The following is a 23,241-nucleotide window of genomic DNA, read 5'->3' on the forward strand; positions in this document are numbered from 1 at the left end:
GCTGGGTCGGTCGGCTCCGGTTAGCCGGGCTGACGCCGTCGATTGCGACCAAGGACGACGCCGAGACCGGCGAGCAGCATAGCCAGGCTCACGGTGGCTGCCTCCGCTGTCCCGCCCGAACCGGTGGAGGCGAGCGTGCCGTTTTCACGGACCGCTGGTGCGTGGGCGGCGGCAGGTGCAGTCGCCGCCGGAACCGGCGCGGAAGGTGCAATCGCCACCGGGGCGGGCGCGACCTGTACGGCAACCTCGACCGGTGCGATTGTGGTGCCCACCCCTTCGATGAGGGCGACCAGGTGGTGGGATCCGGCGGGGACGTCGTGCGGGATCCTTGCCGCGAGCCTCACTGTTCCGTTGGTCCCGACGATGCCGTTCGCGAGCACGATCACGGTCGAGTGCAGCTCGATCGAGACGAATGCACCCACCGGCAGCTGATCCGCCCAGAATATGACGTCGTCGCCGACGGTGAGCGTTCGGCCGGCGAGCGATGTGCCGGAGCCGTCGGTGAAGTGCGGCGTGAAGACGAACGGGGTCGTCGTGGCGACGTCGCTCCAGACCCCTGATCCGGCGGCGTTCACTGCCGCCACCCGGAAACGGTGCTCCCTGCCGTTCTCGAGGCCCGAAACGGTGGTCGTCGTACCGTCTACCTGTTGCGGATCCCCCCATGAGCCGTCAACGTCGGCGACCTCGATGAGGTAGCCCTCAATGGAGGCTCCACCGTCGGACGCGGGAGCAGACCAGCTCAGGAGGACCGAACCGTTTGCAGGCACAGCCGACACGGCGCGCGGCTCGCCCGGCGATCGCCGGGGTGTCACCGTAACCGGGGTCCCGGGGGCGCCGCGCCCGGCGGCGTTCACTGCGATGACCCTGAAACCGACCGCGGTCCCGTTCTCGAGGCCATCGACCCGCAACGACACGTCGGAGGTCGATCCGACGTCGCTCCAGCTCGCACCGCGGTCCTGCGTGGCCTGCACAATATAACGGGCGACGGCTGCGCCACCGTCGGCGACCGGTGCGACCCATGCGAGGTCTGCGTGTCCGGCGCCCGGCGTCGCGAGGAGCCCGGTAGGTGCTCCGGCGACGGTCCGCGGGGTGCTCGACACCGCACCCGAGGCGACGCTGGCCCCGGCGACGTTCTGCGCCGCGACCCGAAATTGCACCGTCAACCCGTTCGAGAGCCCGGACACCGTCGTCGTAGTGCCCGACGCCGTGCCGACCAACTGCCACGTCTCACCGTCTGCCGAGGACTCGACGCGGTAGCTACTGATCCGAGCCCCGCCGTCCCAGACCGGTGCCGTCCAGGAAAGCGTCACTGCCCCGTCTGCTGGGACGGCGACGAGCGCGGTCGGTGCGTCTGGGACCGTCCTCGGGGTAGTCGTGACGACGCGCGCGATGGTTCCGTCGCCTGCGGCGTTCGACGCTCGGACTCGGAACGTAGCGTCCTCACCGTTCGGTAGACCGGTGATCGACGTCGTCAGACCGTCTGTCGTGGCGATGACTGCCCAGGCAACGCCGTCCTGCTGCTCGACGACATACCCGGTTACCCGGGCACCGCCGTCATCAGCAGGGGGCGACCAGGTCAGCGTGACAGAACCGACGCCCGGCTCGGCGGCCAGCGTCCCTGGTGCACCGGGAACCCCACGGGGCGTGGTCGTCGTTGTGGCGCTGGACGCCCCGGTCCCCGCGTCATTCGATGCGACGACGCGGAACTCATACTCGGTGCCGTTCACCAGGCCGGTGACCGTGGCGGTGCTGCCCCGGAGAGTGTCGACCGTAACCCAGGTCCCGCCGTCCGTGCGCTGCTCCACGTCGTATCCGGTAATGGTGTTCCCGCCGTCCCACTGCGGCGCGGTCCAGCTCAGCTGCGCACGCCCATCGCCTGGCGTCGCGGCGAGACCGGTCGGCGCACCGGGGACGTTACGTGGGGTCGCCCACATGGGAGTGCTCGGCCCGGATCGCCCCGCGAGGTTCTGTGCCGACACCCGATAGGAGTACGCCGTGCCGTTCGCGAGACCGGTGTCCGTCGTGGTCCGGTCAGACGAGGACTGGTTGGCGATGTCCTCCCAAACGCCGTCGACCGTCCTGCGCTCAATGATGTACCCCAGGATCACCGAGCCGCCATTGAATGACGGCGCGCCCCAACGGATCGTGATGCCCTGGTCGGTCGGCTTCGCGGCCAGAAGATCCGGGGCGTCCGGGACGGTGAAAGGAGTGGCGGTGACGACCGCGCTCGATGCGCTCTCGCCCCGGGCGTTCGCGGCACGGACCCGGAACGCGGTCGCCGTGCCGTTGGTCAATCCGTCTACCGTGGCGCTCGTGGCCGAGTCATCCGCCGTGGCGCCGATCGACCAGGTTGACGATTCCGACGGGTCACCGGTCGACACTTCCACGACGTAGCCAGTGACCGCGGCGCCGTTCGGGTCCGCAGTGGCCCAGCGGACGACCACGGCGCCGTCCTGTGCCGTCGTGGTCCCGATCGCGGGGGCTGCGGGGACGCCGAAGGTCGAAGTGGTCACGATCGCGCTCGGTGCGCCGGTACCGCGTGCGTTCGTCGCGAGCACCCGGAACGAGACCGATATGCCGTTCACGAGCCCATCGATTGTAAGCGCCGTCTTCGAGGTCGGCGCGCTGCTCGTCCACGTGGTGCCGTCCGTGCTGCTCTGCACCGTGTAGGTGGTCACCGCGCGACCGCCGTCTGAAGTCGGTGCCGCCCAAGTAACAGCCACCGCGCCGTCGCCAGGTACGGCCGCGACGTCATCGGGGGAACCGGGGACGCCGTACGGGGTTGCCGTGATGATCGCGCTTGACATGCCCGCACCGGCGGCGTTGTGTGCCGTGACCCGAAACGAATACCGGGTCCCGTTCGTGAGCTCGTTGAGGGTCTGGGTCGTCGCAGGGGTGACCATGACCGTCGACCAGTGCGCGCCGTCGTCGCTGCGTTCGACCGTGTATGTTACGGCGTCGCCGTTGGGCTCGGCTGCTGACCAGGTCAGGATCGACGCGGTGTCGCCCGAGGACGCGGCAAGATCGGATACCGCACCGGGAATGCCACGCGGGGTGACCATCACGCCGGAACTCGTCGTAGCGCCGATGCCGTTGGTCGCAGCTACGGTCACCTGGTATGCGGTGCCGTTGGTGAGACCGGTGAGAACAGTCGACGTGGGCGTCGTACTCGACGCCTCGCGGACGACCGTACCGTCAAGAGAAACCGAAACGCTGTACGACGAGACAGGTGACCCGTTCGGTTCTGCCGCCGTCCAGGACACCGACACACTTCCATCGGCCGGTGTCGCGCTGACGACAGGGGCCCCCGGCTGGGCCGCGAACCTCAGAGGCATCGACGAACTCGGGCTGCCCGCCCCAAGTCCGTTGATCGCGGTCACGCGGAACCACACGACGGTGCCGTCTGTCGGACCGGTTACGACCGCCGAGACACCACCCTGGGTGGCCGCTGCCAGGCTCCATGTCCCCGAGTCGGTGGTTGATTCAACGAGGTACTGGGTCACCGCGGATCCATTGTCGGCCGCTGGGGACCACACCAGCGTCTGCTGGCCGTTGCCAGGCGTCGCGGAGGTGATCGTTGGAGCCCCCGGGCGCCCCGCGGGGGTCACGGTGTTCGCGACGGTGGCCGCGCCGGTGCCGGCCGCAGATACCGCTGCCACCGAGAACGAATATGCCGTGCCGGTGGTCAGTCCGGTGATGGTCGCCGAGAGACCAGTCGCGGTGCTTGAACCGCCAGCCCATGAGATCGCGTAGCTCGTGACCGGGTCGTCGCCAGAACTCGCCGGAGCTGCCCATGCCAGCGCGATGGAGGTCGTCGAGGCGATGCTCGCGCTCGCACCGGTCGGGGCGCTCGGGACCGAACGTGCGGCAATAGTGATCGAGTCGTTTGCCGAGGCTGTGTTGACCGAGGTCTGCTGCGTGACGGAGAAACCGAACGTCCCGGCAGCCGTCGGCACGCCGGAGATGAGGCCGGAATCCGAGAGTGTCAGCCCCGGTGGCAGGGCGCCCGAGGACACGGCGTACGGGCCGGTCGCGGTTCCCTGCTGCGTGTACTGGAATGAGTAGCCGACTCCGACCTTCCCCGCGGCTGAACTACTGGCGCGGTTGGTGATCTCCGCTGGGCTGGGAGGTGGCGGGTCGTACTCGCCTCCGCCTCCTCCGCCGCCGCAGGTGGGCGTCTCGGTCATGGTCGCGGCGCAGGACGGGTCGATCGCTGCGATGCTCGCCTGCGCACCGAGATTCCCGAGGAGTGTCAGCACGGCGACCATCGCGAGGGCGAGCCGTCGGCGTCGCGTGGTCCGGGTCGAAAGCTCTGCAGCCGGGGCACGACGGGGGCGGGACGGGAGCATTAGCGTTTCCATCGGTCTCACGGCTGTGCGTGAAGTCGCGACAAGCTCGCATCATGATATTGCGCAACCTACCCAGCGGCCGGCTCCCCATTTCGGGGCATCGCCCAAGCGATCCCTCGACGGCACCATCGTCGCAGCTGCTACGACGGGATCTTGTCGGCGAGGATGTCGATCTTTTCGACCTGCGGCTCGGAGAAGAGGACGCCGGTGTTGGGCCCGAGCGCCTGACCCACACCGCCGGCGAGGTGGGCGTCTCGGGATTCGTCGTCGGGGAACACGTCGAACACGCCAAAGGCCGAGGGGCCGAACCGGATGGCGAACCACGCGATGGTGCCTGGCTCGTTCATCACGATCGACCGCGCTTCGGTGAGGAAGTTGGCGAGGTCGGTTTCCTTGCCTGGCAGTGCCTCAAGCCGTACGAGGAGAGCTTTGGTCAACATTGGGTCGGACTCCTTTGTCTTGTGGGCACCGCTGCGGCCGGTTGATCGCGAGTAGACGCCACCACGAGCATTTGTCACCGCCATGCTCTCGAGAGCGCAGGTCGCCTGCATCCCGTAAACGGGTGCACCTGGCAGGCCGACAGCAAGCGGGAATCAGCGCTGGAGAAAACTCCCAGAAAAATAACGTTTGGATAACTAGACGCTGTTACCTTTCCGTTATATATTCGTAAGAGCGTTAGTTGTTTGCTGTGGCAGCTACCGCGGAATGTGATTGCAGGACACTCTTGGTGCAAGGGGAGGGCCGGTCGTAAGCCTCTACGACCGGCCCTCAATCTGTTAACCGGCAGCCTTCGCTGCGGCGCGTTAGCCTGAGAAGATGAGCCCCGACAACCCGGATGCCGCGCCGCCTCCGCCCCGGCTGTTCTCGCGGGGCACCCTGATCGGTGTCGCGTGCTTTGGAGCTGGACTCCTGATTGTCGCCGGCGGTATCCTTCTGGCCGCTCAATGGTTCTTCGCCGGCGATGTCGTGGCCTTATTCGTGGGTCTGCTCCTCGTTTTCGTCGGGATCGCGACGAATATCACCGGCCTCGTCCTGCTCTACCGCGGCGCGACCCGGCCCACCCCTGGCACGGAACCGGCAACCGGAACGGAACCCCCTAGGCTAGATCGTCAGGGAGGCCCCAATGACGGATCGTGAACTGGCGGTAACTGCGTGGGAGTCGCTGTTTCGCGCGCAGGTCGGGGTCATCCGCGTGCTCGCCTCCGAGTTCCCGACGCGCACGATGTCGCTCAATGAGTACGACGTGCTCTTCAACCTCTCACTGCAGCCGGAACACCGCGCCCGGCTTCGCGACATCAACCAGCTCGTGTTGCTGAGCCAGCCCAGCGTCAGCCGTCTCATCGACCGGCTGGTCGCTCGCGGATTCGTGTCGAAGCATCCTGACCCCACCGACAAACGCGGGACGATCGTCGCGATAACGGATGCCGGCTTCGCCCAGTACCGCGACGTCGCGCGCCTGCACATGGGCACCATCACCGACCTCATGGGTTCTGCGCTCAGCGACGCCGAACTGCGCCAGCTCGCAACCCTGACGGCGAAGCTGAGGGGCTCGAACCCCGATTCGCAGCCGGATCCACCAGACGATTGGCTCCGCGACAACCCGGAATAACGAAATAGACGCCAGATAAGGACGAGTCCCAGTCTCCATCCTTACCTCGCGGTTATCTCCTTACCTCGTGCTCTCGCGCCGCCCCGGCAGCCGCACGGCGATGTCCGATTTCCGCTAGCTCGACGGCATCCGCTGTGTCAGGCTGAACGCATGGACTTCACCGAGCGTTACCGCGTCATCCAGGCGAAGGATTCCCGCTTCGACGGGCAATTCATCACCGCGGTGCGCTCGACCGGAATCTACTGCCGCCCCTCCTGCCCGGCGCGGACGCCGAAACCGGAGAACGTCACCTTCTACGCGACGAGCGCCGCCGCGCACGAGGCCGGATACCGGGCATGCAAACGGTGTCTGCCCGAAGCCGTGCCCGGCACGCCCGCGTGGAACCTGCGCAACGACCTCGCCTCCCGCGCGATGCGGCTGATCGGCGACGGCGTCGTCGAACGCGAGGGCGTCCCGGGGCTCGCCGGACGGCTGGGCTACTCGTCCCGCCACCTGACCCGGGTTCTCCACGAGGAACTCGGCGCGGGCCCGCTCGCCCTCTCCCGGGCGCATCGGGCGCAGACCGCGAGGACCCTGCTCACGTCGACCGACCTGCCCGTCGCCGACATCGCTTTCGCGGCCGGGTTCGCAAGCATCCGCCAGTTCAACGACACCATCTCCGACGTGTTCGAACTCACACCCGTTCAGATCCGCGCGCGAGGCTCGCGACGTTTGTCGGCCCCCGGTGCGCTGTCGCTCTCGCTGCCGTTCCGGGCGCCATTCGATGCGGCCGGGGTGTTCGGCTGGCTGGGCCCGCGCGCGGTGGCCGGCGTGGAGGTCGCCACGACTGACTCGTACTCCCGCACCCTCCAATTGCCGGGCGGCCCCGTCCGCTTCACCGTGCGCTTCGACGGGCGGGTGCTGCGGCTCGATGCCCAGCTCACCCACCTCGGCGACCTTCCCGTGCTGACCTCCCGGGTGCGACGCTTGTTCGACCTTGACGCGGATCCCGTCGCCGTCGACTCGGCCCTCAGCTCCGACCCAGCGCTGGCGCCGCGTGTGGCCGCCATCCCCGGCATCCGTCTGCCCGGTGCCATCGATGCGGAAGAGATGCTGTTTCGCGCGATCATCGGGCAGCAGATCACGGTCGCTGCCGCCCGCACCCAGCTGAACCGGCTTGCCGCCGCGTGCAGCACCAAGTTGGAACCGGCCGGTGACAGTCCGGAACTCGCCCGCCTGTTCCCCACCGCCGCACAGATCGCCGCGACCGGGCGCGATGTGCTCGTCGGTCCCCGGGCGAAGATCGACACGGTGATGCGGGTCGCGAACGCCCTCGCCTCGGGCGAACTCAGCCTGAGCCTCGGAGACGACCCGGCCGACCAGCACGCCAGGCTTACGGCGATCGCCGGCATCGGCGACTGGACCGCCGGCTACGTGGGGATGCGTGTGCTCGGCAACCCGGACGTCTTCCTGTCCGGTGATGTCGCCGTCCGCACCGGCGCGCGTAGGCTCGGCCTTCCGGGTGAGCCCCGACCTCTGACCGCCTACGCCGCGGGCCTCGCACCTTGGCGGTCCTACCTGTGCCTGCACCTCTGGCGCGCGGCCGGCCTCCCGGCAGCGCCCGCTCTTCCCGCTTCGCCAGCTGAACTGCAGGCATCGATCCCCCAGGAGATCCCATGACCAATCCCATGACCAGCATCACGCGCGCCATCCACGAGACGGTCGACACGCCAGACGGCCCGTTCGGCATCCTGGCGCGACCGGACGGCACCGTCATCGCATCCGGCTGGACGGCATCCGTCGACACGCTCCTCGCCCGCCTCGCCCCCGGCCTTCGCCCGGACGCGATCGAGCCTGGTCACGTTACTGCGACAAACGCGGTCACTGCCTACTACGAGGGCGACGTCGCGGCGATCGACTCGGTTCCGGTCGCCCAGCACGGCGGGGACTTCCGGATGCGCGGGTGGGCGGAGTTGCGTCGCATCCGTCCCGGGCACCCCCAGAGTTACACCGAGTTCGCGGCAGCGATCGGCAACCCCCGGGCGGTGCGGGCAGCTGCGAGTGTGTGCGCCTCGAACGCTCCTGCCCTGTTCGTTCCCTGCCACCGCGTTCTCCGCAACGACGGCACTCTCGGCGGCTTCGCCTGGGGCGTCGAGGTCAAGCGATCGCTCCTCGCCCGCGAGGCCGCTGCCGCAAACTGACGGATGCCTCGCGCACAGCCACACGAGCGTGCGAGCGGCGCGGGGGAAGGAAAAGAGCACGACGAAGGACGCGAGTGGCGAAGCATCCTTATCTCGGCGCTATCTCCTTGTGCCGCGCCGATTCAACCGGGTCAGCCCTCCTGGCGCGTCTTCTTCGCCTCGAGCACGGACTTGGCCTCGGCCTCGATCGCCGCTTCGATCCTGGCGGTCCCCCGCAGCGGCAGCTGCACGGCGTACTCCGCTTTGATCCCTGCCCGCAGTTCGCGCATCCGCTCGATCTCCGAGTCGACCTCGGCACCGTACAGTATCGCCATGTTGCTGAGATAGAGCCAGAGCAGGAAGACGATGATGCCACCGAGGGTTCCGTAGACCCTGTCGTAATTGCCGAAGTTGGAGACGTAGAAGAAGAAGCCCAACGTCGTCGCTGCCCAAACGACCAGGGCCGTCAGCGACCCGATGGTAAGCCAGCGGAATTTGTGCTGCTTCACATTGGGCGTCGCGTAGTAGAGCATGGCGAGGATCAGCATGGCCAGGACTGCAAGCAAAGGCCACTTGACGATGTTCCACACGAGAAGCGTCGTCTCGCCGATTCCGATGTAGTTCCCGATCGCCTCGGCGATGTCGCCGCTCAGTGCAAGGATCAACGCCATCGCGGTCAGCATGACGAGCGAGATGATCGTGACAAGCAGGATCACCGGCTGGAACTTCAGGTAGGGCCGGCCTTCCCTCACGCCGTAGATCCGGTTCATGCCACGCGAGAACGCTCCGACGAATCCGGATGCCGACCAGATCGCACCGACAAGGCCGACGACGAACCCGAGACCGGCAGCCGGCGTCGCCGTGAGATCCTCGATCGGGCCTCTGATCGCTTTCACGGTGTCCTCAGGGGCGATCGAGGAGAAAACGGCGAGCAACTGATCGGTCACGTTGGATGCCTGGTTGATGAGCGAGAGCAAGGAGACGATGGCGAGGAGGGCGGGGAACAGCGCGAGGACCGCAAAATAGGTGAGGCCGGCAGCGACGTCGGTGACCTGATCCTTGCCGAACTCCCGGAATGCCCGGCGATACACGGGCAGAAGGTCCTTGAATTTCACCTTCGGGGGCGTGCGCACTTCGGCATCCGATGGCGCCTGCACAGCGAGTTCGATGTCAGATGGAGCCCCCGCCAGCGCAGTCTCCTTCTCCTCCTTCGCCTCTTCGTCGCTCTCGTTGTCTGTTCTATCGCGGGTCATAGCCGCCGCGGTCCTGCCCGTGGTCACCCGTCGCGATGGCGACAATCGAGGCGACGATGATGGCGACGAAGCCGGCGGCCACTCCGAGGAACATCCCCAGCGACACGCGACGACGAATCTCCGCCATTGTCGACGCCAGATCTTCCCGGATCTCCTCGAGGTTGAGGATCCGAACCTGCTCGCCCATACTGCTGTCGCGTTCGCGGCGGTCAGTGGGCAGCGTCATCACGACGCCATTCTCATCAGCCATGTCCTTCACCTTAATCCTCAGCCGTGGAATGAGGGGAGGGCTTGCCCCCGCCAGATCGAGCTGCCATGCCCACGCAACCCCTGCGCCGGCCGGTAAACCGCCTTCTATCCTGAGATCGTGAGCAGAATCTCCGTCGTGATCCCCGTCTACAACGACGCAGGGATGCTGCAGACGTGCCTGACCGCACTGGCTCGGCAGACCCGCCCGGCCGACGAAATCATCGTCGTCGACAACGCCAGCACGGATGACTCGGCGCAGGTCGCGCACGCGGCCGGCGCTCGCGTGGTGTTCCAGCCGAAGCGCGGCATCCCCTCGGCCACGAGCGCGGGATTCGACGCCGCACGAGGCGAGATCCTCGCGCGGCTGGACGCCGACTCCATCCCACCGACGGACTGGCTGGCGCGGGCGGTGGCCGCACTCGATGCGCACCCGGAAGCATCCGCCATCACCGGGACCGCCGATTTCTACGGCGGGAACGCCTTCCAGCGCTGGTTCGGCCGATCCTGCTACCTTCCCGCCTACTTCCGGGCGATGGGGATGCTGCTCGGCCACCCGCCGCTGTTCGGCTCGAACTACGCCCTCCGCGCCGATGCATGGCTTGAGTTGCGGGAGTCGGCCCACCTCGACCGGGACGATGTGCACGACGACCTCGATCTGAGCTTCCAGTTCCGTCCGGGCATGACTGTGCATTTCGACCGCGGCCTCCTGGTCCGGGTGTCCGCCCGCCCGTTCGGAGTCGGCGGGTTCGTGCACCGGGTGCGCCTCGGCGTCATCACGGTCGCCGTGAATGTTCTCCGGGAGTCACCGGCCACCCGGAGGCGGCGCCGCGCGCTCTGGACCTGACCTTCGCCCTGTCCCTCTCGCCCTGACACGGAGCCAAGCGGACCGGCGATCAATCCGTCTTGGGGTAGTGACCCGTCTTCAGCAGCCCCGCAAGATGGACGGCATTCGACACCGCAGCTGACAGAGCGGATGCCGTGACCTCCGGTGTGCTGTCGAGGTCCTTGTAATCGGTGGTGTGCATGGCCTCGCCATTCCAGTACGAGACGCCCTGGGCGGGGATGGTGTACCCGTAGTCGTTGAGCGCCTGGAACAGGTCCGCGCTGATCTTGTGAGCACCGTCCTCGTTGCCGACCACGGCGACGAGGGCGACTTTGTCGTACAGGACCGGCCGACCGTCGGCATCCGTCTCCGAGAGCTCCGCGTCGAGACGCTCCACGACCCGCGACGCAACGCTGGACATGTGTCCCGCCCAGGTCGGCGTGCTCACCAGGAGAATGTCCGCAGCGAGAACCTGCTCGCGGATCGACGGCCAGGCGTCCCCCTCGCCCATGTCGGTTTGAACCCCGGGCTTGACGTCGTGGTCGACAACGCGCACTTTGCTCCCGTCGACCCCATGGCTCTTGAGCGCTTCGAGGAACTGGTCGGCCAGCAGGTCGCTGCTGGAGGGGTCCGGCGAGGGGGTCAGGGTGCAGACGAGGGCGATCGCGGTCAGTGCTGAAGATTCCATCCGGCCAGTGAAGCCGGGTTGCGATGACCGGGTCAAGGCCTTGCGGTTGGGGCGCTGCGGCGGCGCTTGACCCGCTCGGCCCACACCGGCAGACTGGCCCCCGACGAACCGGCCCCTGAAAGACTGGCCACCGAGAGAAGGAGATGCGATGAGCGACCCACGTGAAGAGAATGCCCCGGACGAAGCACTCATCGGCCCGGGCAGCACCGCGACCGGCGGCGGTACGTCACAGGACGCACAGGAGAATATCGGCGAGGAAAGCACGGTACCACCGCTAGATCCGGACGGCACAGGCTCGACCCAACTGGCAGACGAACGATCCACGCAGGATGATCTGTGACCAGCTGGCTTCTCAGATCGGCACCGGATGTCAAGGCCCTTGAGCGCCATATTCGCCCCGCCTACCCTTGAAGAGTTCGGCCGCGGATTGTCGCGGATCGCCTCCAACAGAAAGCGAGGGACCATATGGGACTCGGAGACAAGATTGGCAACGCCGCTGAAGAAGCTGCTGGGAAAGCCAAAGAAGGTATCGGCGACGCAACCGACAACGATCGACTTCGCGCCGAGGGCCAGGGAGACCAGGCCAAGGCAAACCTCAAGCAGGCCGGCGAGAACGTGAAGGACGCGTTCAAGTAACGCGGGTCCTCACCCCCGTGGCCCGGCTCCGCTGCCTTTGCGGAGACCGGGCCACTTTCCGTTAACGATCCCGCAGCCGAAGCTAATCAGCGCTCGTTGATCGAGGTCACGACCATGGGTCCTTTGCGCAGGAACCGGGCGCGAGCGAACAGGTAGGCGCCATACGCGATGAACCCGCTAGCCATCGGCACGAGCAGCGCATCGCCGAATGGCAAGGTCCCCACCCATTTGAGAGCCCCGTCGAGACCACGCGCCGGGCCGGGATCCGTGAACGCGGCCGCGGCCAGGAACAGGGCACCGGTGATGACGAGTGCCAGCCCCTTGGCGACGTGGCCCACGACACCGAGCGCATCGACGAACCACGACACGCCACCATCGACCGGCTTCAGCTCTTCGCGGAAGTTCCGGGTCACACCCCGGAAGACGAGGGTTCCGCCCACGGTCCCGACGAGCACACCGACCGCAACAAGCCCGACCACGCCACCCGGGGTGCCGAGCAGGGTTCTGCTGAGGTCCTGCCAGGTCTCTGAGGCATCCGACCGACCGCCGAACGCATAAAAGCCGACGACGACGCCGATCGCCGCGTAGCCGAGCGCCTTCGCGATGTTCGTCATCCGGCGCATGAGGACCAGACGGCGTTTGTCCGACTCGACCTGGGCCGCTTCGGTCCACTGCAGAACGGCGAGGCCGAACAAGGCAAGCGTCGCGGCCCAGAGCAGGATGCCGCCTCCCGGGGTGGCTGCGACGGCCCGAAGCGCCCCGGACTGGTCCGCCTGGCCCTTGCTCCCCCAGGCCACACCGATCGCGATGGCGCCGATGAGAACATGGATGGAGCCGTTCGCGATCAGGCCGGCGCGGCCGAAGCCTCGCACCTTGGGGTCCCGGTTGGCGCGCCGGGTCGCGGCTTTCACCTCGTCGCGTCGGCGGCCCGATTCCTGTGGCACCGCCTGCGCCCCGGCCATCACCGACCATCCCGGGCTGTATGCGGGAACGGATCGGGTGCGGCAGTCACGCCTTCATCCTAGGAACGATCCGAGGCAGCCCGCGCCACCGCGAGGCATCCGGCTCGAGAAATCCGAGCCGTTCTCACTGGTAGGTGCGAACGATGACCCATTCCGATTCGATGTTCACCGCGTCGACCACCACCGATTCCCCGTTGTCGTCGGTCGCCTGGAACCTCCAGCCGATTCGAACCGACGGTGAATGCGTCAGAAGCGGGTGCGCGTATTCCGGTTCTCCGAATAGTGCCGTCGGTGTGTCAGACACCCGCCAGCGACGGTCACGCCAGTACATCCGCAACGGCAGGATGCCGTCGGTCCAGATCGTTGCAGTTCGATCCGTCAGAGTGTTCATGATGCCTTCTTCGTAGATATGTTCGAATGTTAACGAAGCATAGACCGATTCACGGGACACGCCAAGCGGCAGTTTGGACCGCTCAGCGGTCCTGCGGGAACCACCCCGACCCCGGCGGGCGTATCTTGCGTATGGTGGAGGTCTATGCGACTTCTTCTCATCCGCCACGGTCAGACTCCCGCGAACGTTCTCGGCCTGCTCGATACCGCGCACCCCGGTCCAGGGCTGACCGAACTCGGTCGACGTCAGGCTGAAGCGGTTCCCGGCGCCCTCCGGAACGAGGCGATCGAGGGCATCTTCGTCTCCACGCTGTTGCGCACCCAGCTCACCGCAGAGCCACTGGCCGAGGAGCGCGGCCTGGCGCGGCGGATCACCGAGGGCCTGCACGAGATCGAGGCGGGCGAGCTGGAGGGGCTCAGCAGCTACGCCGACCAGATCCGTTACATGGAGGTCGCGTTCTCGTGGGCAGCGGGCGAACTGGATGTGACGATGCCAGGCGGGCCGGACGGTCACGAGTTCTTCGGCCGCTTCGACAACGCGATCGAGGCGATCGAGCGCGAACACGACGGCACCGTTGCCGTCGTCAGCCACGGCGCTGCCATCCGGACCTGGACGGCGGGGCGGACGGGCAACGTCGACGTTCAGCACGCGGCGGCGAACGCCCTGGCGAACACCGGAATCGTCATCGCGAACGGAAGCATGGCCGACGGGTGGGTCGTTGAGGAATGGGACGGTACGCCGATCGGCGGCCCGCAGCTGCTGGATGTCTCGGCCGACGACCCGACGGGTGAGTCGCTGGCCTGAACGGTCGACGGCGGTCGACGTGACGTCGACGCTTGCTGCGCACGATTCAGCCTCACTCTCGACGTGCGACCGGGTCGCCGCAGACATCCGCGACCGTGGCGCCGACGCGCCGCCGATTGGCGGAGTTATGCACACTCGCCGACCCAGGCCCCGGTCAGGCCCGGAGCGGCCGCCCTCCGGTGTCGATCCTGCCCTCGGCGAGAAGCCACCGGAGCCCGTCGGCGATCGCCTCGGCTGACGTGTACCGCGGCGCATACCCGAGGTCTGACTGCGCGGCCGCAATGCTCATCGACGGGCTGCGGGTGATGTGGTCGCGGGATGCCGCCGCGTGCTCCGGTTCGAGCAGCGTCAAAAACTCCTCCAACGGACCATAGGAGAGCCGGGCATCCTGGCCGAACCATCCCGCGGCCGTTTCGGCAATCCCGCGAAGCGTCATCGCCCGCTCCGAAACGACGTGGTAACTCTTACCGGCCGCCATCGCCGGCCGCCCGATTGCCCGCTGGAAGCACTGCGCGACATCGTCGGCGTGAACGTGATGCACCGTCTCGAGTCCGAGGTTCGGGAGCACGAGCTCCGACCCCGCGGCGAGCGCCTCCCACACGCGGAGGTCGAAATTTCCCTCCGCGTTCACCATCGGCCAGCCCTGGCCGGTGATGTGCCCCGGGTGCAGGACGGTGCACGGAAGTCCACCCTCCCGGCTCGACTCGGCGAGAAGCAGCTTTTCGATCGCCGCCTTACCGATTCCGTACTCGCCGAACGGCTCGCGCTCATCGGACTCCCGCGTGGGGACAGCGACGGCCGGACCGTGAACCCAGATCGTCCCGCAACTGGCCAGCAACTGCACCCGGCCACGAAGCGCCTCCACCAGCTGGGCGGCTGACTCCGGAGTGAAGCACATCATGTCGATGACGAGGTCGGGGTTCAGGTCGGCGATCGCGCCAGGGAACGTGCCGTCGGCGTCACCCGACTCCCTGTCGAGGTCCACCCGCTCCACCTGCTGCCACGCCGGATCGTCCCGATATGGCGGCCGGATGCCTCGACTTACGGCGACGACGTCGTGCCCGGCGCTGACCAGCCGGGGTACGAGGTAACTCCCGACGTGGCCGGTTGCTCCGATGATGACGGTCCGTGGCATCCGGCACCTTCTTCCCTGACGTGGTGTGTGCTGCGAGTTTACGTCAGGCGAGGGACGGAAATTCCGGTTGGAGGGAGCAGCGCGCCATTGACGCGAAACCCGCACGCGCTCGCTGCTCGCCGCTGCTGGCAAGCCCCTTGTCACCGGATTCGGCCGTGCGTACTGTGAACGCTCGACGAGAAGGGAAGGCGCGACAATGACCACATCGACCCGCAAGAAGTCCGGCGGCCGAGCGACGCGGAAGTCCGGCAGTGGGGCGACCCTCACCCGCGACGTTGCCCCCGGCATCCACCGTCTTGAACACGCCTATACGAATTGTTACCTTGTGGAGCACGAAGGAGCGGTGACTCTCGTCGACGCGGCGTTCCCGTCGACCTGGCCACACCTGTTGTCGGCGCTGTCCGAAATCGGCCGGTCGCCGTCGGATGTTTCTGCGCTGGTTCTCACGCACGCACACTTCGACCACGTGGGATTCGCGGCCCGTGCGGTGCGTGAGCTGCAGGTGCCGGTCTGGGTTCACGCGGCCGACCGCGAGCTCGCCGCGCATCCGTACCGCTACCAGCGCGAACGCACGCCGTTCCTCTACCCGCTCAAGTACCCGCGGTCCACCCGGGTGCTCGCCGCCATGACTGCCGCTGGCGCATTGACGGTGAAGGGGGTGAGTGACGTCAGGATGTTGCCCTCATCGGGTGTCATCGACGTCCCCGGCCACCCGACCGTCGTCTTCACGCCCGGCCACACCCGTGGGCACTGTGCCCTGCATCTCCCCGACCGGGATGCACTCCTGACCGGCGATGCCCTGGTGACGCTCGACCCGTACAAGGGAGCGAGGGGTGCGCAGATCATTGCCGGTGCTGCGACGGCGAACTCCGAGCAGGCGATGGAGTCGCTCGTTCCGCTCGCTGAGACCGGCGCGATGATCGTGTTGCCCGGGCACGGCGAGCCCTGGCTGGCCGGCATTCGCGCGGCGGTGCAGTCTGCAAAGGCGACCGGGGCGACCTGACCCGCGGTCAGATGTGCTTGCGCACCTCCGCGAGGAAGTCCTTCGGCTCGTCAACCCAGAAGCGCACAACGTCGACGGTCTCGGTGCCGGACGGCAGCCGGATCTGCCTCGTGCGTTCAAGGGCGACCTCAATGTTGGTTTCGTTCTGCATGCGCATCCACAGGGTGCGCCTGCCCTCGTCGTCGACGGTGACGCGCGGCGCCTTCGCTTCGTCCGATTGTTTGGCGAGGCTCACGGACTCGACATCATCCCACGGGAGCGGAACATCCGTCTCAGCACCGTTGCGGACGCGGATGCCCTCGGGCCCGACCGCGTGCGGCCTCGTTATGAAGCCCAGCGCGAGCCCGATCATCCAGGTGAGCCCCCAAATGCCGAGGGCGAGGAACGCGATGCGGACGACCGGCCAGCGATGGACGATGAGGTCGATAATCGGGATCTCGAAGGCGGAGAGCCCGATGAAGATCATCAGGATCGTCCAGACCTGCCGGTGATACGTGAACCCGACAGCGCCTGCCGGCACCCGCGGCCGCCGGAAGACGAACCGGTAGAGGCTTTGCCAGATCCCGATCTCCATCGTGATCGCACGCCGGGCGACGTATTTCGTGCTCTCCCACAGCGACCGGCGGTGGGATGCAACGGTGCCAGTACTCACGACGCGTCCTCTTCTGTTACGGTGTCGGACCCTGTTACGGTGTCGGGCCCCGCAGCGGCGGCGGGCCCCGCAGCGGCGGCGGGCCCCGCAGCGGCATCGGCGGCAATCAGGGCGCGCAGGCGGGTTGCTATGGCATCGAGTCCACGGGTGAGGCCGGCGCGATCGGCCGGGTCGACGGCATCCATCAGGTCCTGCGACAACTGCGCGTGGTCGCGTGCCATGGTCTTCATCGTCTTTTCGCCGACGTCGGTGAGTGAGACGATCGTCGCCCTTCGGTCGGACGGATGCGGCGAGCGCTTCACGTAACCGGAGGCCTCGAGAGCGTCGACGAGGCCGGTGATATTGCGGGCGCTCACCTCCATCGCGCTGGCGAGGGCCTGTTGGGTGGACGGGCCGGTGCCGGCCAGCACCCACAGCAGGTGCGTGCGTGACACGGTGAGGCCGGTGCCGTCGAACGCCCGGGCCATGTCGTCTCGGAACAGTTCGCCGATTTCGAGCAGCAGGTCGAGGGGGTTGGGCGCGGGAGACATATTCGTACCCTACTACATTGTTACCGTACTTCACGGTTTCGCGCGGCCCTCCACGCGCGGTACACCTGCGGCCCGCCTACCCTCCCGACGAGCCGCCAAGAAGCCGCAACAGGCTGGCAAGCTGAGCCCGTTGCTGGCTGGTCAGGACCTCGAGTTCCTCGGCCTCTGACCGAACCAGTGCGATCATGGCTGCGTCGACCCGGGATGCCCCCTCATGCGTCAGGCGGGCGAGGTTGCTCCGGCCGTCTCGCGGGTTGGCTTTCCGCTCGATCAGGCCGCGCGCAGCGAGGTTCTCGAGCCGATTCGACATCGCGGCGGTACCGATCATCGTCGCCCGCGACAGCTCCATCGGGCTCATCTCATGAGGAGGCTCTGCGCGTCGCAGGGCAGCGAGGACATCGAACTCCCAGCTGCTGAGGTCCGCGCTGCGGAATGCAGCGGCACGGAGCGTGTTGAGTCGGAGCGCAACACGCCGAAGGCGGGACATGACATCCAGCGGGGTGAAGTCCACATCGGGCAGCCGGTCTGCCCAAGCATCCACCAGAAGGTCTACTTCGTCGTCGTCACTCATGATGATCTCAGGGTACCGGCGCGGCGCGGCCGGGTCATGCCCACGACATCGTGGCTACACGCTCCCCTGAATCCTCGAGCAGGAACCGACCATGAGCCGCGTTCAGCGACCGGGTCGGTCACTGGACCGGCAGAAGCCGGGCGAGCTCCTCACCCCATTGTCTCGCACGTTCAGCTTCGCCGTCAGCCAACGGGCCGGAGTACCCGTGAACGCCGAACGTCTCGGGATGAGCGACGGGTCGGAACCCCAGCGCAACGAGGCGCTTCATCGCCTTCCTCGCCGCAGACCCGGGCAGCCGTGGGCTGACGACCCGTGTGTCGAAGGTCGCCACGGGTATCGCGCGGCCCGGCGATGGCTGCGCCTCGATCCATTCCCTGATGCCCCGATCCGGGATGCGCTCAGCGCCCTGTTTTCGCGCCGCCTCCCGAGTCGCGGCTGTCGACATGGAGAACGCGTGTGTCGGGCCGGCAACGACGACAAGGTCGACATCCGCCTCGATTCCCGCAGGCGCCGACGCCGCGTCCACCACTTCGGTGTGTCCACCGCCGAGCCCAACCGCGACCTCACGGGCAAGCTGCTCGGTGTTTCCCCAGATCGACTCGACGATCACCAGTGCTTTCATGTCGCCTCCTTGGGCGACGAGCCTACGCGCGGGACTGCACGGTGACATCCCCCTGTGCTCACTCCGGTGAACCCATGACGGCGTCCCCCGAGTTCTCAACAGGCGACGGCACCGAACCAGGTTAACCGAAAAGGCGCGCAACTCGCTCCGATGACCGGCGAGCGATTCCATGCCCGGAGGCGGCGCCGAGCGCAACTACGGAGCCCGGGCAGGCGTGAAGAATCGTGTGGACTTTTCACCACCGGAAGTGCTTAAGTGGGCATGCATCGCATCCAACGGAAAGCCCGCCATCCCGAAAGGAACTCCGTGAAGAGATTCACCCTGCCGAACACCGACATCGAGGCCCCGAACGTCATCCTCGGCTTGATGCGCATCCAAGACAAGACGGATGACGAGGTGCGCGAACTGGTGCGCACCGCCCGTGACGCCGGCATCGACTTCGTTGACCACGCGGACGTGTACGGGAACGATCTGCATGGCTGTGAGCGCCGTTTTGCGGAGGCGATGCAGCTCACCGCCTCCGACCGCGATGCGATCACCATCCAGACGAAGGCCGGGATCGTCGGGGATGGCCCCTACTTCGATTTCTCTTATGAGCACCTCATCGAATCGGTGAACGGATCGCTCGACGCCCTTCAGACCGACCGCATCGACATCCTGTTGCTGCACCGGCCCGACGCGCTCGTCGAGCCGGAAGAGGTTGCTCGGGCCTTCGATGAGCTCGAGACCGCCGGGAAGGTGCGCGCCTTCGGCGTCTCCAACCACACGCCACGGCAGATCGATCTGCTGAAGCGTTTTGTGCGGCAGCCGATCGTCGCGAACCAGGTGCAACTCTCGATCACCCACTCACCGGTCGTCTCGCAGGGCGTCGCGGCGAACATGCTCGGCGAGCAGCAGTCGGTGACGCTCGACGGAGGCGGCATCGTTGACTATTGCCGCCTTCACGACATCACACTGCAGGCATGGTCACCGTTCCAGGCGGGATTCTTCACCGGGGTGTTCCTCGGGTCTCCGGAATATCCCGAGCTCAATGCCGTGATCGACCGGCTTGCCGCTCAGTACGACGTGCCGCCAATCGCCATCGCGACGGCATGGATCACCCGCCACCCGGCACAGATGCAGGTTGTGCTGGGCACGACGAGCCCTGAGCGGGTCGCGGGAGCGGCCCTCGGCTCCGACCTCCCGCTCACTCGGGCCGAATGGTACGAGTTGTTCAGGGCAGCTGGACACCTCGTTCCCTGAGACGCGCGTCATTCGGGGGCTGGCACCAACCACGCAACTGGACGATCATGGTCCCGACGGGGCCGTCCGGAGCAAACCCCCTGAGAAGACACCCGCCAGTCGAACAGGAGGCATCATGTCATTCTCATTCACCGTCGAGCCGGCTCAGTTCAGCAAGTCGCAACTGAACGGCATCCGCCTGGCCCTGGGAATCGCCGGGCTGGCCGCTGTCGCGATCGGCATCGCCATCTTCGTCTGGGCGAATGCGACGCTCCTCGTCGTCGCCTGGCTGTTCGGCCTGTACTTTGTCATCGCCGGACTCGCGAGGGTCGCCCGGAGCTTCACCGTTCCCGCGGAGAGCGTTGGCTGGCGCGTTCTCAGCATCATTCTCGGCCTGCTCGTGCTCGCCGCCGGGGTTTATCTCATGATCAATCCCAGCTTCGGGGTCGAAATACTCGCCTACGTTATCGGTATCGCCTGGATTGTGGAAGGAGTAGCAACCCTCGCGGACTCGTCGAGCAGAGCGTCGAGAGGTGCCGCCATCTTCTACGCCATCATCAGCATTCTCGGTGGTGTGCTGATCTTCTTCGTTCCCACGGCAGCGATCGTGATCCTGCTCAAGATCGCGGCGATCGTGCTCATCATCGCCGGGCTCGTCCAGATCTTCCAGGCGTTGACTCTGGGACGGAGGGCACGAGCCGCGCAGACCGCCTGAGGTGGGCAGTCGCCTGCCCACCAGTGTGGGCCACTCTCATCGTCCGACCCGCGTCACCTGGTGGTGCCACGTTCAGACACACCCTGCGGGCGGATCGGTTACGACCCTCTGCGGGCGATCGCGGCGGCTCGGACCGTATTGCGCACCACAGTGCTGGAATCCGTCCACGGAGCAGGCACACGACCGCGCGCCACATCCGCATCGAGGCGCCGGATAAGCCCTTCGAACCCGAGCGCCACGTTGGCGGCAGCGACGCTGGGGTGGGGCCAATGCCCCCGGCCGGGAGAGTGCCGCGCTCAAGCGAGCGTAAGGAAGAGCTTCTCCAGCTCGTCAACGGTGATTGAGTCGGCCGTGTCGCCAGGCGAGCTGATGCAGTCTTTCATCGCCGATGAGACGATTGTAAAGCCCGCGCGATCGAGTGCTTTTGATACGGCGGCAAGTTGGGTGACCACGTCGCGACACTCGGCACCCGCTTCCACGGCGGTAATCACTGACGCCAGCTGGCCTTGGGCGCGGCGCAAGCGGTTCAGAATCTTCTTTTGGCTGTCTACGGCGGTTTCCATGGGGGCTTCGGTTGGTGTCGACATAGCGGTCCTAGGCGTGTGCGAGAGATGGATTGGTGGTGGCTGTGGTGCCGGTCGCGGACATCCCGGCGAGCCAGGTGCGGTATCCGCCGTCCAGGTTGCGCACATCGCGGCCAAGCTGGGTGAGCAGTCGTGCTGCGGTGTGGCCGCGTTGTCCGACCTGGCAGTGAACAACGAGTGGTGTGTCCGGCAATTCAGAGATCCTGGCGCGGATCTCGTCGAGGGGGAGAGACACGGCGCCGGGTATCGCGCCGCGACTGAACTCATCGGCCGTGCGCACGTCGACAAGGGTCTCACCGGCACCCATGGCGTCGTCGACCTCGTGCCACTGAATGCTCTGCGTTGATCCTGTCGCCACGTTGTCGGCCACGTAGCCGACCATGTTGACGGCGTCCTTTGCTGAGCCGTACTGCGGCGCGTAGGCCAGTTCGAGTCTCGATAGCTGCGAGGCGGTCAGTCCGCCGGTCATCGCCGTGGCGATGACGTCAATGCGCTTGTCCACCCCCGCGCCACCGACAATCTGGGCACCGAGGATGGCATCGGTTTCTGGGTCGATAAGCAGTTTCATCGACATCTGCTCGGCACCCGGGTAGTACCCGGCGTGCGAGGACGGATGCGTGTGCACCACCCGGTGCGGACGCCCGTATGCCGCTAGACGGGTCTCGCTCCAGCCGACCATCGCGACGGTGAGCCCGAAAAGGCCGACGATCGCTGTGCCCAGTGCCGGAGCGCTGGGTTCAGCGATCCCAGCGATGGCGTCAGCGGCGGTTCGGCCATGTCGATTCGCGAGTCCTGCCATGGTGACGAGCGTCGCGGCCCCGTCGATGGCATCCGTCTTCTCGACTGCATCGCCGACCGCGTAGATCGAAGGATCGCTGGTGCGCTGATATTCGTCGACGGTGATGCCGCCGGTTGCCCCGACGGTGATGCCTGCGGAGCGCGCGAGGTGCGAGTTGGGGCGAACGCCGCGAGCTTCGATGATGAGGTCGGTCCTGATGAAGGATCCGTCGTCGAGCTGCACCCGACTCGCGCCGACGTCGACAACGGTGCTGTTGACGTGGACATCGACACCGTGATCGAGGAGGGCTTCGAGAACGGGGCCGGCCATCTCGGGGTCGAGAGGGGAGAGGGGCCGAGGGCCACGTTGCACGAGGGTGACGTGCACTCCGCGAGCCACGAGGTTCTCGACGGCTTCGAGGCCTATGAACCCCGCTCCGACGACGACCGCGCGAGCATCGGCGCCGACGTCTTCGAGCACTGCCGTGATGGCATCGACGTCATCGACGGTGCGAAGACTGCGTACGGGAACGCCTCGACCCGAAAGGGGTAGGCCCGTCGTCGCACCGGCGGCAAGGATGAGGAAATCGTAGCTTTCCGTCGTGGTCGTGCCGTCCAGGACGTTGCTCACCCGCACGGTCTTCGCCTTGCGATTGATCTGGATGACCTCCTCATTGACACGCACATCGAGGCGGAACCGAGCGGCAAGGGACTTGGGTGTCTGAAGCAGGAGGCTGTCGCGGTCCTCAATGATCCCGCCGACGTAGTAGGGCAAGCCGCAGTTGGCGAAGGAGACGTAGGGGCCCCGCTCGAAGACGACGATTTCGGCAGCCTCATCGAGGCGACGCAGGCGTGTCGCCGCGGACATTCCGCCGGCGACGCCGCCGATGATGATGGTTTTCATGCAGTTCCTATCCGATTTCGACGTGGTCAGCGTGAGAAGAGACGAGAGAAGAAACCGCCCGTGCTCGGCTCGCGGTCGTGACCCTGACAGCGGTCGGTCCGCGAGACCCCGCGCATCACATCGTCAACATGCTGGCCGCAGCCTGCCCACGTCGTCTTTCCACAGGTCTTGCAGGTCACAGCTCGGCACATAAGGTTCGTTTCTCCTATCGGTAGGGCATACCCCGGGGGGTATCTGATACCTCATCGTAACGATACCCCCGGGGGTATATCAAATTGCTCAAGTTTTCCAACGCTCATCGGATAATTTCGCTGCGACGATTTTCGAGTGAGAGCGAAGAGTGGCGACTCCTTTTCGGGACCTGCGTGCTTCGTCCTCGCATGCCCCTCGCCCGCGACAAACGTCCAGAGCCCCGGTGGCGCTCGTGGTCCGGAGAATGCCTTTGTTCGAGCAAAGCGGCCAAAGCCGCCGGGGAAAACGATCTGACTGCGTCTACGAGGCTCCGAGCCGTGGGCGCACTAGGAATCGTGTGCCCGCGCAGCATCGGCGATTACTGCGCCCCGGAAGCGGAGCCCGTCCCGCCGGGGTTCCCTCGCGAGACGGC

Annotated in this window: 25 protein-coding genes; 11 read left to right on the plus strand and 14 right to left on the minus strand. The window is 66.6% G+C overall.

The window, feature by feature from the left end:
* Window positions 1-20: 20 nt before the first annotated feature.
* Window positions 21-4,349: a beta strand repeat-containing protein gene (locus BM197_RS01815; RefSeq protein ID WP_177216677.1), complete on the minus strand. Its 4,329-nt coding sequence runs from the start codon at window positions 4,347-4,349 to the stop codon at window positions 21-23.
* 140 nt (window positions 4,350-4,489) lie between these two features.
* Window positions 4,490-4,789 carry a putative quinol monooxygenase gene (locus BM197_RS01820; protein WP_090708276.1) on the minus strand — a complete coding sequence of 100 codons (300 nt, stop codon included), beginning with the start codon at window positions 4,787-4,789 and terminating at the stop codon, window positions 4,490-4,492.
* A 376-nt stretch (window positions 4,790-5,165) separates the two neighbouring features.
* Here BM197_RS01820 and BM197_RS01825 point away from each other — a divergent pair, with 376 nt between their 5' ends.
* The 4 genes from BM197_RS01825 (at window position 5,166) to BM197_RS01840 (ending at window position 8,138) form a co-directional block, all read left to right on the plus strand.
* Window positions 5,166-5,486, plus strand: a complete 321-nt coding sequence (locus BM197_RS01825) for a hypothetical protein (protein ID WP_090708278.1) — start codon at window positions 5,166-5,168, stop codon at window positions 5,484-5,486.
* Window positions 5,473-5,958 (plus strand): MarR family winged helix-turn-helix transcriptional regulator, encoded by a 486-nt coding sequence (locus BM197_RS01830; protein ID WP_090708279.1) that lies wholly within the window; start codon window positions 5,473-5,475, stop codon window positions 5,956-5,958. Before BM197_RS01825 ends, BM197_RS01830 begins: the two co-directional genes overlap by 14 nt.
* A gap of 150 nt (window positions 5,959-6,108) precedes the next feature.
* A complete protein-coding gene (locus BM197_RS01835) occupies window positions 6,109-7,617 on the plus strand; it encodes an AlkA N-terminal domain-containing protein (protein WP_090708281.1) in 1,509 nt (502 codons plus the stop codon).
* A complete protein-coding gene (locus tag BM197_RS01840; RefSeq protein WP_245762335.1) occupies window positions 7,614-8,138 on the plus strand; it encodes a methylated-DNA--[protein]-cysteine S-methyltransferase in 525 nt (174 codons plus the stop codon). Before BM197_RS01835 ends, BM197_RS01840 begins: the two co-directional genes overlap by 4 nt.
* A gap of 131 nt (window positions 8,139-8,269) precedes the next feature.
* Here the strand turns inward: BM197_RS01840 and BM197_RS01845 are convergent, their stop codons facing one another.
* Window positions 8,270-9,370 (minus strand): YihY/virulence factor BrkB family protein, encoded by a 1,101-nt coding sequence (locus BM197_RS01845; protein ID WP_090708284.1) that lies wholly within the window; start codon window positions 9,368-9,370, stop codon window positions 8,270-8,272.
* Complete coding sequence (locus BM197_RS01850; RefSeq protein WP_143094958.1) at window positions 9,357-9,620, minus strand: hypothetical protein; 264 nt, start codon at window positions 9,618-9,620, stop codon at window positions 9,357-9,359. The genes BM197_RS01845 and BM197_RS01850 overlap by 14 nt, the downstream gene beginning before the upstream one ends.
* Window positions 9,621-9,737: 117 nt before the next feature.
* Here BM197_RS01850 and BM197_RS01855 point away from each other — a divergent pair, with 117 nt between their 5' ends.
* A complete protein-coding gene (locus tag BM197_RS01855; protein ID WP_090708288.1) occupies window positions 9,738-10,463 on the plus strand; it encodes a glycosyltransferase family 2 protein in 726 nt (241 codons plus the stop codon).
* Window positions 10,464-10,512: 49 nt separating this feature from the next.
* Here the strand turns inward: BM197_RS01855 and BM197_RS01860 are convergent, their stop codons facing one another.
* Window positions 10,513-11,130: a flavodoxin family protein gene (locus BM197_RS01860; RefSeq protein WP_090708294.1), complete on the minus strand. Its 618-nt coding sequence runs from the start codon at window positions 11,128-11,130 to the stop codon at window positions 10,513-10,515.
* A 148-nt stretch (window positions 11,131-11,278) separates the two neighbouring features.
* On the opposite strand from BM197_RS01860, the gene BM197_RS01865 reads away from it, so the two are divergent.
* Both BM197_RS01865 and BM197_RS01870 read left to right on the plus strand, forming a co-directional pair.
* Window positions 11,279-11,470 (plus strand): hypothetical protein, encoded by a 192-nt coding sequence (locus BM197_RS01865; RefSeq protein ID WP_090708299.1) that lies wholly within the window; start codon window positions 11,279-11,281, stop codon window positions 11,468-11,470.
* Between the two features lie 125 nt (window positions 11,471-11,595).
* Entirely contained in the window at window positions 11,596-11,766 is a 171-nt protein-coding gene (locus BM197_RS01870) for a CsbD family protein (protein ID WP_090708301.1), read from the plus strand.
* Window positions 11,767-11,852: 86 nt separating this feature from the next.
* Here the strand turns inward: BM197_RS01870 and BM197_RS01875 are convergent, their stop codons facing one another.
* Window positions 11,853-12,710 (minus strand): DUF1206 domain-containing protein, encoded by an 858-nt coding sequence (locus BM197_RS01875; RefSeq protein ID WP_177216678.1) that lies wholly within the window; start codon window positions 12,708-12,710, stop codon window positions 11,853-11,855.
* 142 nt (window positions 12,711-12,852) lie between these two features.
* Complete coding sequence (locus tag BM197_RS01880) at window positions 12,853-13,119, minus strand: hypothetical protein (protein WP_090708304.1); 267 nt, start codon at window positions 13,117-13,119, stop codon at window positions 12,853-12,855.
* A 144-nt stretch (window positions 13,120-13,263) separates the two neighbouring features.
* On the opposite strand from BM197_RS01880, the gene BM197_RS01885 reads away from it, so the two are divergent.
* Window positions 13,264-13,923 (plus strand): histidine phosphatase family protein, encoded by a 660-nt coding sequence (locus BM197_RS01885; RefSeq protein WP_090708306.1) that lies wholly within the window; start codon window positions 13,264-13,266, stop codon window positions 13,921-13,923.
* Between the two features lie 154 nt (window positions 13,924-14,077).
* Here the strand turns inward: BM197_RS01885 and BM197_RS01890 are convergent, their stop codons facing one another.
* On the minus strand, window positions 14,078-15,058 hold the full coding sequence (locus BM197_RS01890) for an NAD-dependent epimerase/dehydratase family protein (RefSeq protein ID WP_090708307.1): 981 nt from the start codon (window positions 15,056-15,058) through the stop codon (window positions 14,078-14,080).
* 196 nt (window positions 15,059-15,254) lie between these two features.
* Between BM197_RS01890 and BM197_RS01895 the strand changes: the two genes are divergently transcribed.
* Window positions 15,255-16,061, plus strand: coding sequence for an MBL fold metallo-hydrolase (locus BM197_RS01895; protein ID WP_090708309.1), 807 nt, complete (start codon window positions 15,255-15,257; stop codon window positions 16,059-16,061).
* Between the two features lie 7 nt (window positions 16,062-16,068).
* On the opposite strand, the gene BM197_RS01900 is transcribed toward BM197_RS01895, so the two are convergent.
* The 4 genes from BM197_RS01900 to BM197_RS01915 all read right to left on the minus strand — a co-directional run bounded on the left by BM197_RS01900 (window position 16,069) and on the right by BM197_RS01915 (window position 18,436).
* A complete protein-coding gene (locus BM197_RS01900; RefSeq protein WP_090708310.1) occupies window positions 16,069-16,713 on the minus strand; it encodes a PH domain-containing protein in 645 nt (214 codons plus the stop codon).
* On the minus strand, window positions 16,710-17,243 hold the full coding sequence (locus BM197_RS01905) for a MarR family winged helix-turn-helix transcriptional regulator (protein WP_090708312.1): 534 nt from the start codon (window positions 17,241-17,243) through the stop codon (window positions 16,710-16,712). The genes BM197_RS01900 and BM197_RS01905 overlap by 4 nt, the downstream gene beginning before the upstream one ends.
* A gap of 76 nt (window positions 17,244-17,319) precedes the next feature.
* A complete protein-coding gene (locus tag BM197_RS01910) occupies window positions 17,320-17,814 on the minus strand; it encodes a MarR family winged helix-turn-helix transcriptional regulator (RefSeq protein ID WP_090708314.1) in 495 nt (164 codons plus the stop codon).
* Between the two features lie 118 nt (window positions 17,815-17,932).
* A complete protein-coding gene (locus tag BM197_RS01915; protein ID WP_090708315.1) occupies window positions 17,933-18,436 on the minus strand; it encodes a flavodoxin family protein in 504 nt (167 codons plus the stop codon).
* Window positions 18,437-18,742: 306 nt separating this feature from the next.
* On the opposite strand from BM197_RS01915, the gene BM197_RS01920 reads away from it, so the two are divergent.
* Window positions 18,743-19,678, plus strand: coding sequence for an aldo/keto reductase (locus tag BM197_RS01920; RefSeq protein WP_090708317.1), 936 nt, complete (start codon window positions 18,743-18,745; stop codon window positions 19,676-19,678).
* 115 nt (window positions 19,679-19,793) lie between these two features.
* A complete protein-coding gene (locus BM197_RS01925) occupies window positions 19,794-20,372 on the plus strand; it encodes an HdeD family acid-resistance protein (protein WP_090708318.1) in 579 nt (192 codons plus the stop codon).
* A gap of 296 nt (window positions 20,373-20,668) precedes the next feature.
* Here BM197_RS01925 and BM197_RS01930 read toward each other — a convergent pair whose 3' ends face one another.
* Both BM197_RS01930 and BM197_RS01935 read right to left on the minus strand, forming a co-directional pair.
* Window positions 20,669-20,959: a metal-sensitive transcriptional regulator gene (locus BM197_RS01930; protein WP_090708320.1), complete on the minus strand. Its 291-nt coding sequence runs from the start codon at window positions 20,957-20,959 to the stop codon at window positions 20,669-20,671.
* A gap of 7 nt (window positions 20,960-20,966) precedes the next feature.
* Window positions 20,967-22,637 (minus strand): FAD-dependent oxidoreductase, encoded by a 1,671-nt coding sequence (locus tag BM197_RS01935; protein WP_090708322.1) that lies wholly within the window; start codon window positions 22,635-22,637, stop codon window positions 20,967-20,969.
* Window positions 22,638-23,241 lie beyond the last annotated feature (604 nt).

This window comes from Mycetocola miduiensis (genome assembly GCF_900115155.1).
In the GTDB taxonomy this organism is placed as follows: Bacteria; Actinomycetota; Actinomycetes; order Actinomycetales; family Microbacteriaceae; genus Mycetocola_A; species Mycetocola_A miduiensis.

Excerpts from the sequence above, each read along its gene's own strand:
- BM197_RS01815 (WP_177216677.1), bottom strand. The coding sequence starts at position 4,349 with ATGCTCCCGTCCCGCCCCCGTCGTGCCCCGGCTGCAGAGCTTTCGACC.
- BM197_RS01820 (WP_090708276.1), bottom strand. The coding sequence starts at position 4,789 with ATGTTGACCAAAGCTCTCCTCGTACGGCTTGAGGCACTGCCAGGCAAG.
- BM197_RS01825 (WP_090708278.1), top strand. The coding sequence starts at position 5,166 with ATGAGCCCCGACAACCCGGATGCCGCGCCGCCTCCGCCCCGGCTGTTC.
- BM197_RS01830 (WP_090708279.1), top strand. The coding sequence starts at position 5,473 with ATGACGGATCGTGAACTGGCGGTAACTGCGTGGGAGTCGCTGTTTCGC.
- BM197_RS01835 (WP_090708281.1), top strand. The coding sequence starts at position 6,109 with ATGGACTTCACCGAGCGTTACCGCGTCATCCAGGCGAAGGATTCCCGC.
- BM197_RS01840 (WP_245762335.1), top strand. The coding sequence starts at position 7,614 with ATGACCAATCCCATGACCAGCATCACGCGCGCCATCCACGAGACGGTC.
- BM197_RS01845 (WP_090708284.1), bottom strand. The coding sequence starts at position 9,370 with ATGACCCGCGATAGAACAGACAACGAGAGCGACGAAGAGGCGAAGGAG.
- BM197_RS01850 (WP_143094958.1), bottom strand. The coding sequence starts at position 9,620 with ATGGCTGATGAGAATGGCGTCGTGATGACGCTGCCCACTGACCGCCGC.
- BM197_RS01860 (WP_090708294.1), bottom strand. The coding sequence starts at position 11,130 with ATGGAATCTTCAGCACTGACCGCGATCGCCCTCGTCTGCACCCTGACC.
- BM197_RS01865 (WP_090708299.1), top strand. The coding sequence starts at position 11,279 with ATGAGCGACCCACGTGAAGAGAATGCCCCGGACGAAGCACTCATCGGC.
- BM197_RS01870 (WP_090708301.1), top strand. The coding sequence starts at position 11,596 with ATGGGACTCGGAGACAAGATTGGCAACGCCGCTGAAGAAGCTGCTGGG.
- BM197_RS01880 (WP_090708304.1), bottom strand. The coding sequence starts at position 13,119 with ATGAACACTCTGACGGATCGAACTGCAACGATCTGGACCGACGGCATC.
- BM197_RS01885 (WP_090708306.1), top strand. The coding sequence starts at position 13,264 with ATGCGACTTCTTCTCATCCGCCACGGTCAGACTCCCGCGAACGTTCTC.
- BM197_RS01890 (WP_090708307.1), bottom strand. The coding sequence starts at position 15,058 with ATGCCACGGACCGTCATCATCGGAGCAACCGGCCACGTCGGGAGTTAC.
- BM197_RS01895 (WP_090708309.1), top strand. The coding sequence starts at position 15,255 with ATGACCACATCGACCCGCAAGAAGTCCGGCGGCCGAGCGACGCGGAAG.
- BM197_RS01905 (WP_090708312.1), bottom strand. The coding sequence starts at position 17,243 with ATGTCTCCCGCGCCCAACCCCCTCGACCTGCTGCTCGAAATCGGCGAA.
- BM197_RS01910 (WP_090708314.1), bottom strand. The coding sequence starts at position 17,814 with ATGAGTGACGACGACGAAGTAGACCTTCTGGTGGATGCTTGGGCAGAC.
- BM197_RS01915 (WP_090708315.1), bottom strand. The coding sequence starts at position 18,436 with ATGAAAGCACTGGTGATCGTCGAGTCGATCTGGGGAAACACCGAGCAG.
- BM197_RS01925 (WP_090708318.1), top strand. The coding sequence starts at position 19,794 with ATGTCATTCTCATTCACCGTCGAGCCGGCTCAGTTCAGCAAGTCGCAA.
- BM197_RS01930 (WP_090708320.1), bottom strand. The coding sequence starts at position 20,959 with ATGTCGACACCAACCGAAGCCCCCATGGAAACCGCCGTAGACAGCCAA.
- BM197_RS01935 (WP_090708322.1), bottom strand. The coding sequence starts at position 22,637 with ATGAAAACCATCATCATCGGCGGCGTCGCCGGCGGAATGTCCGCGGCG.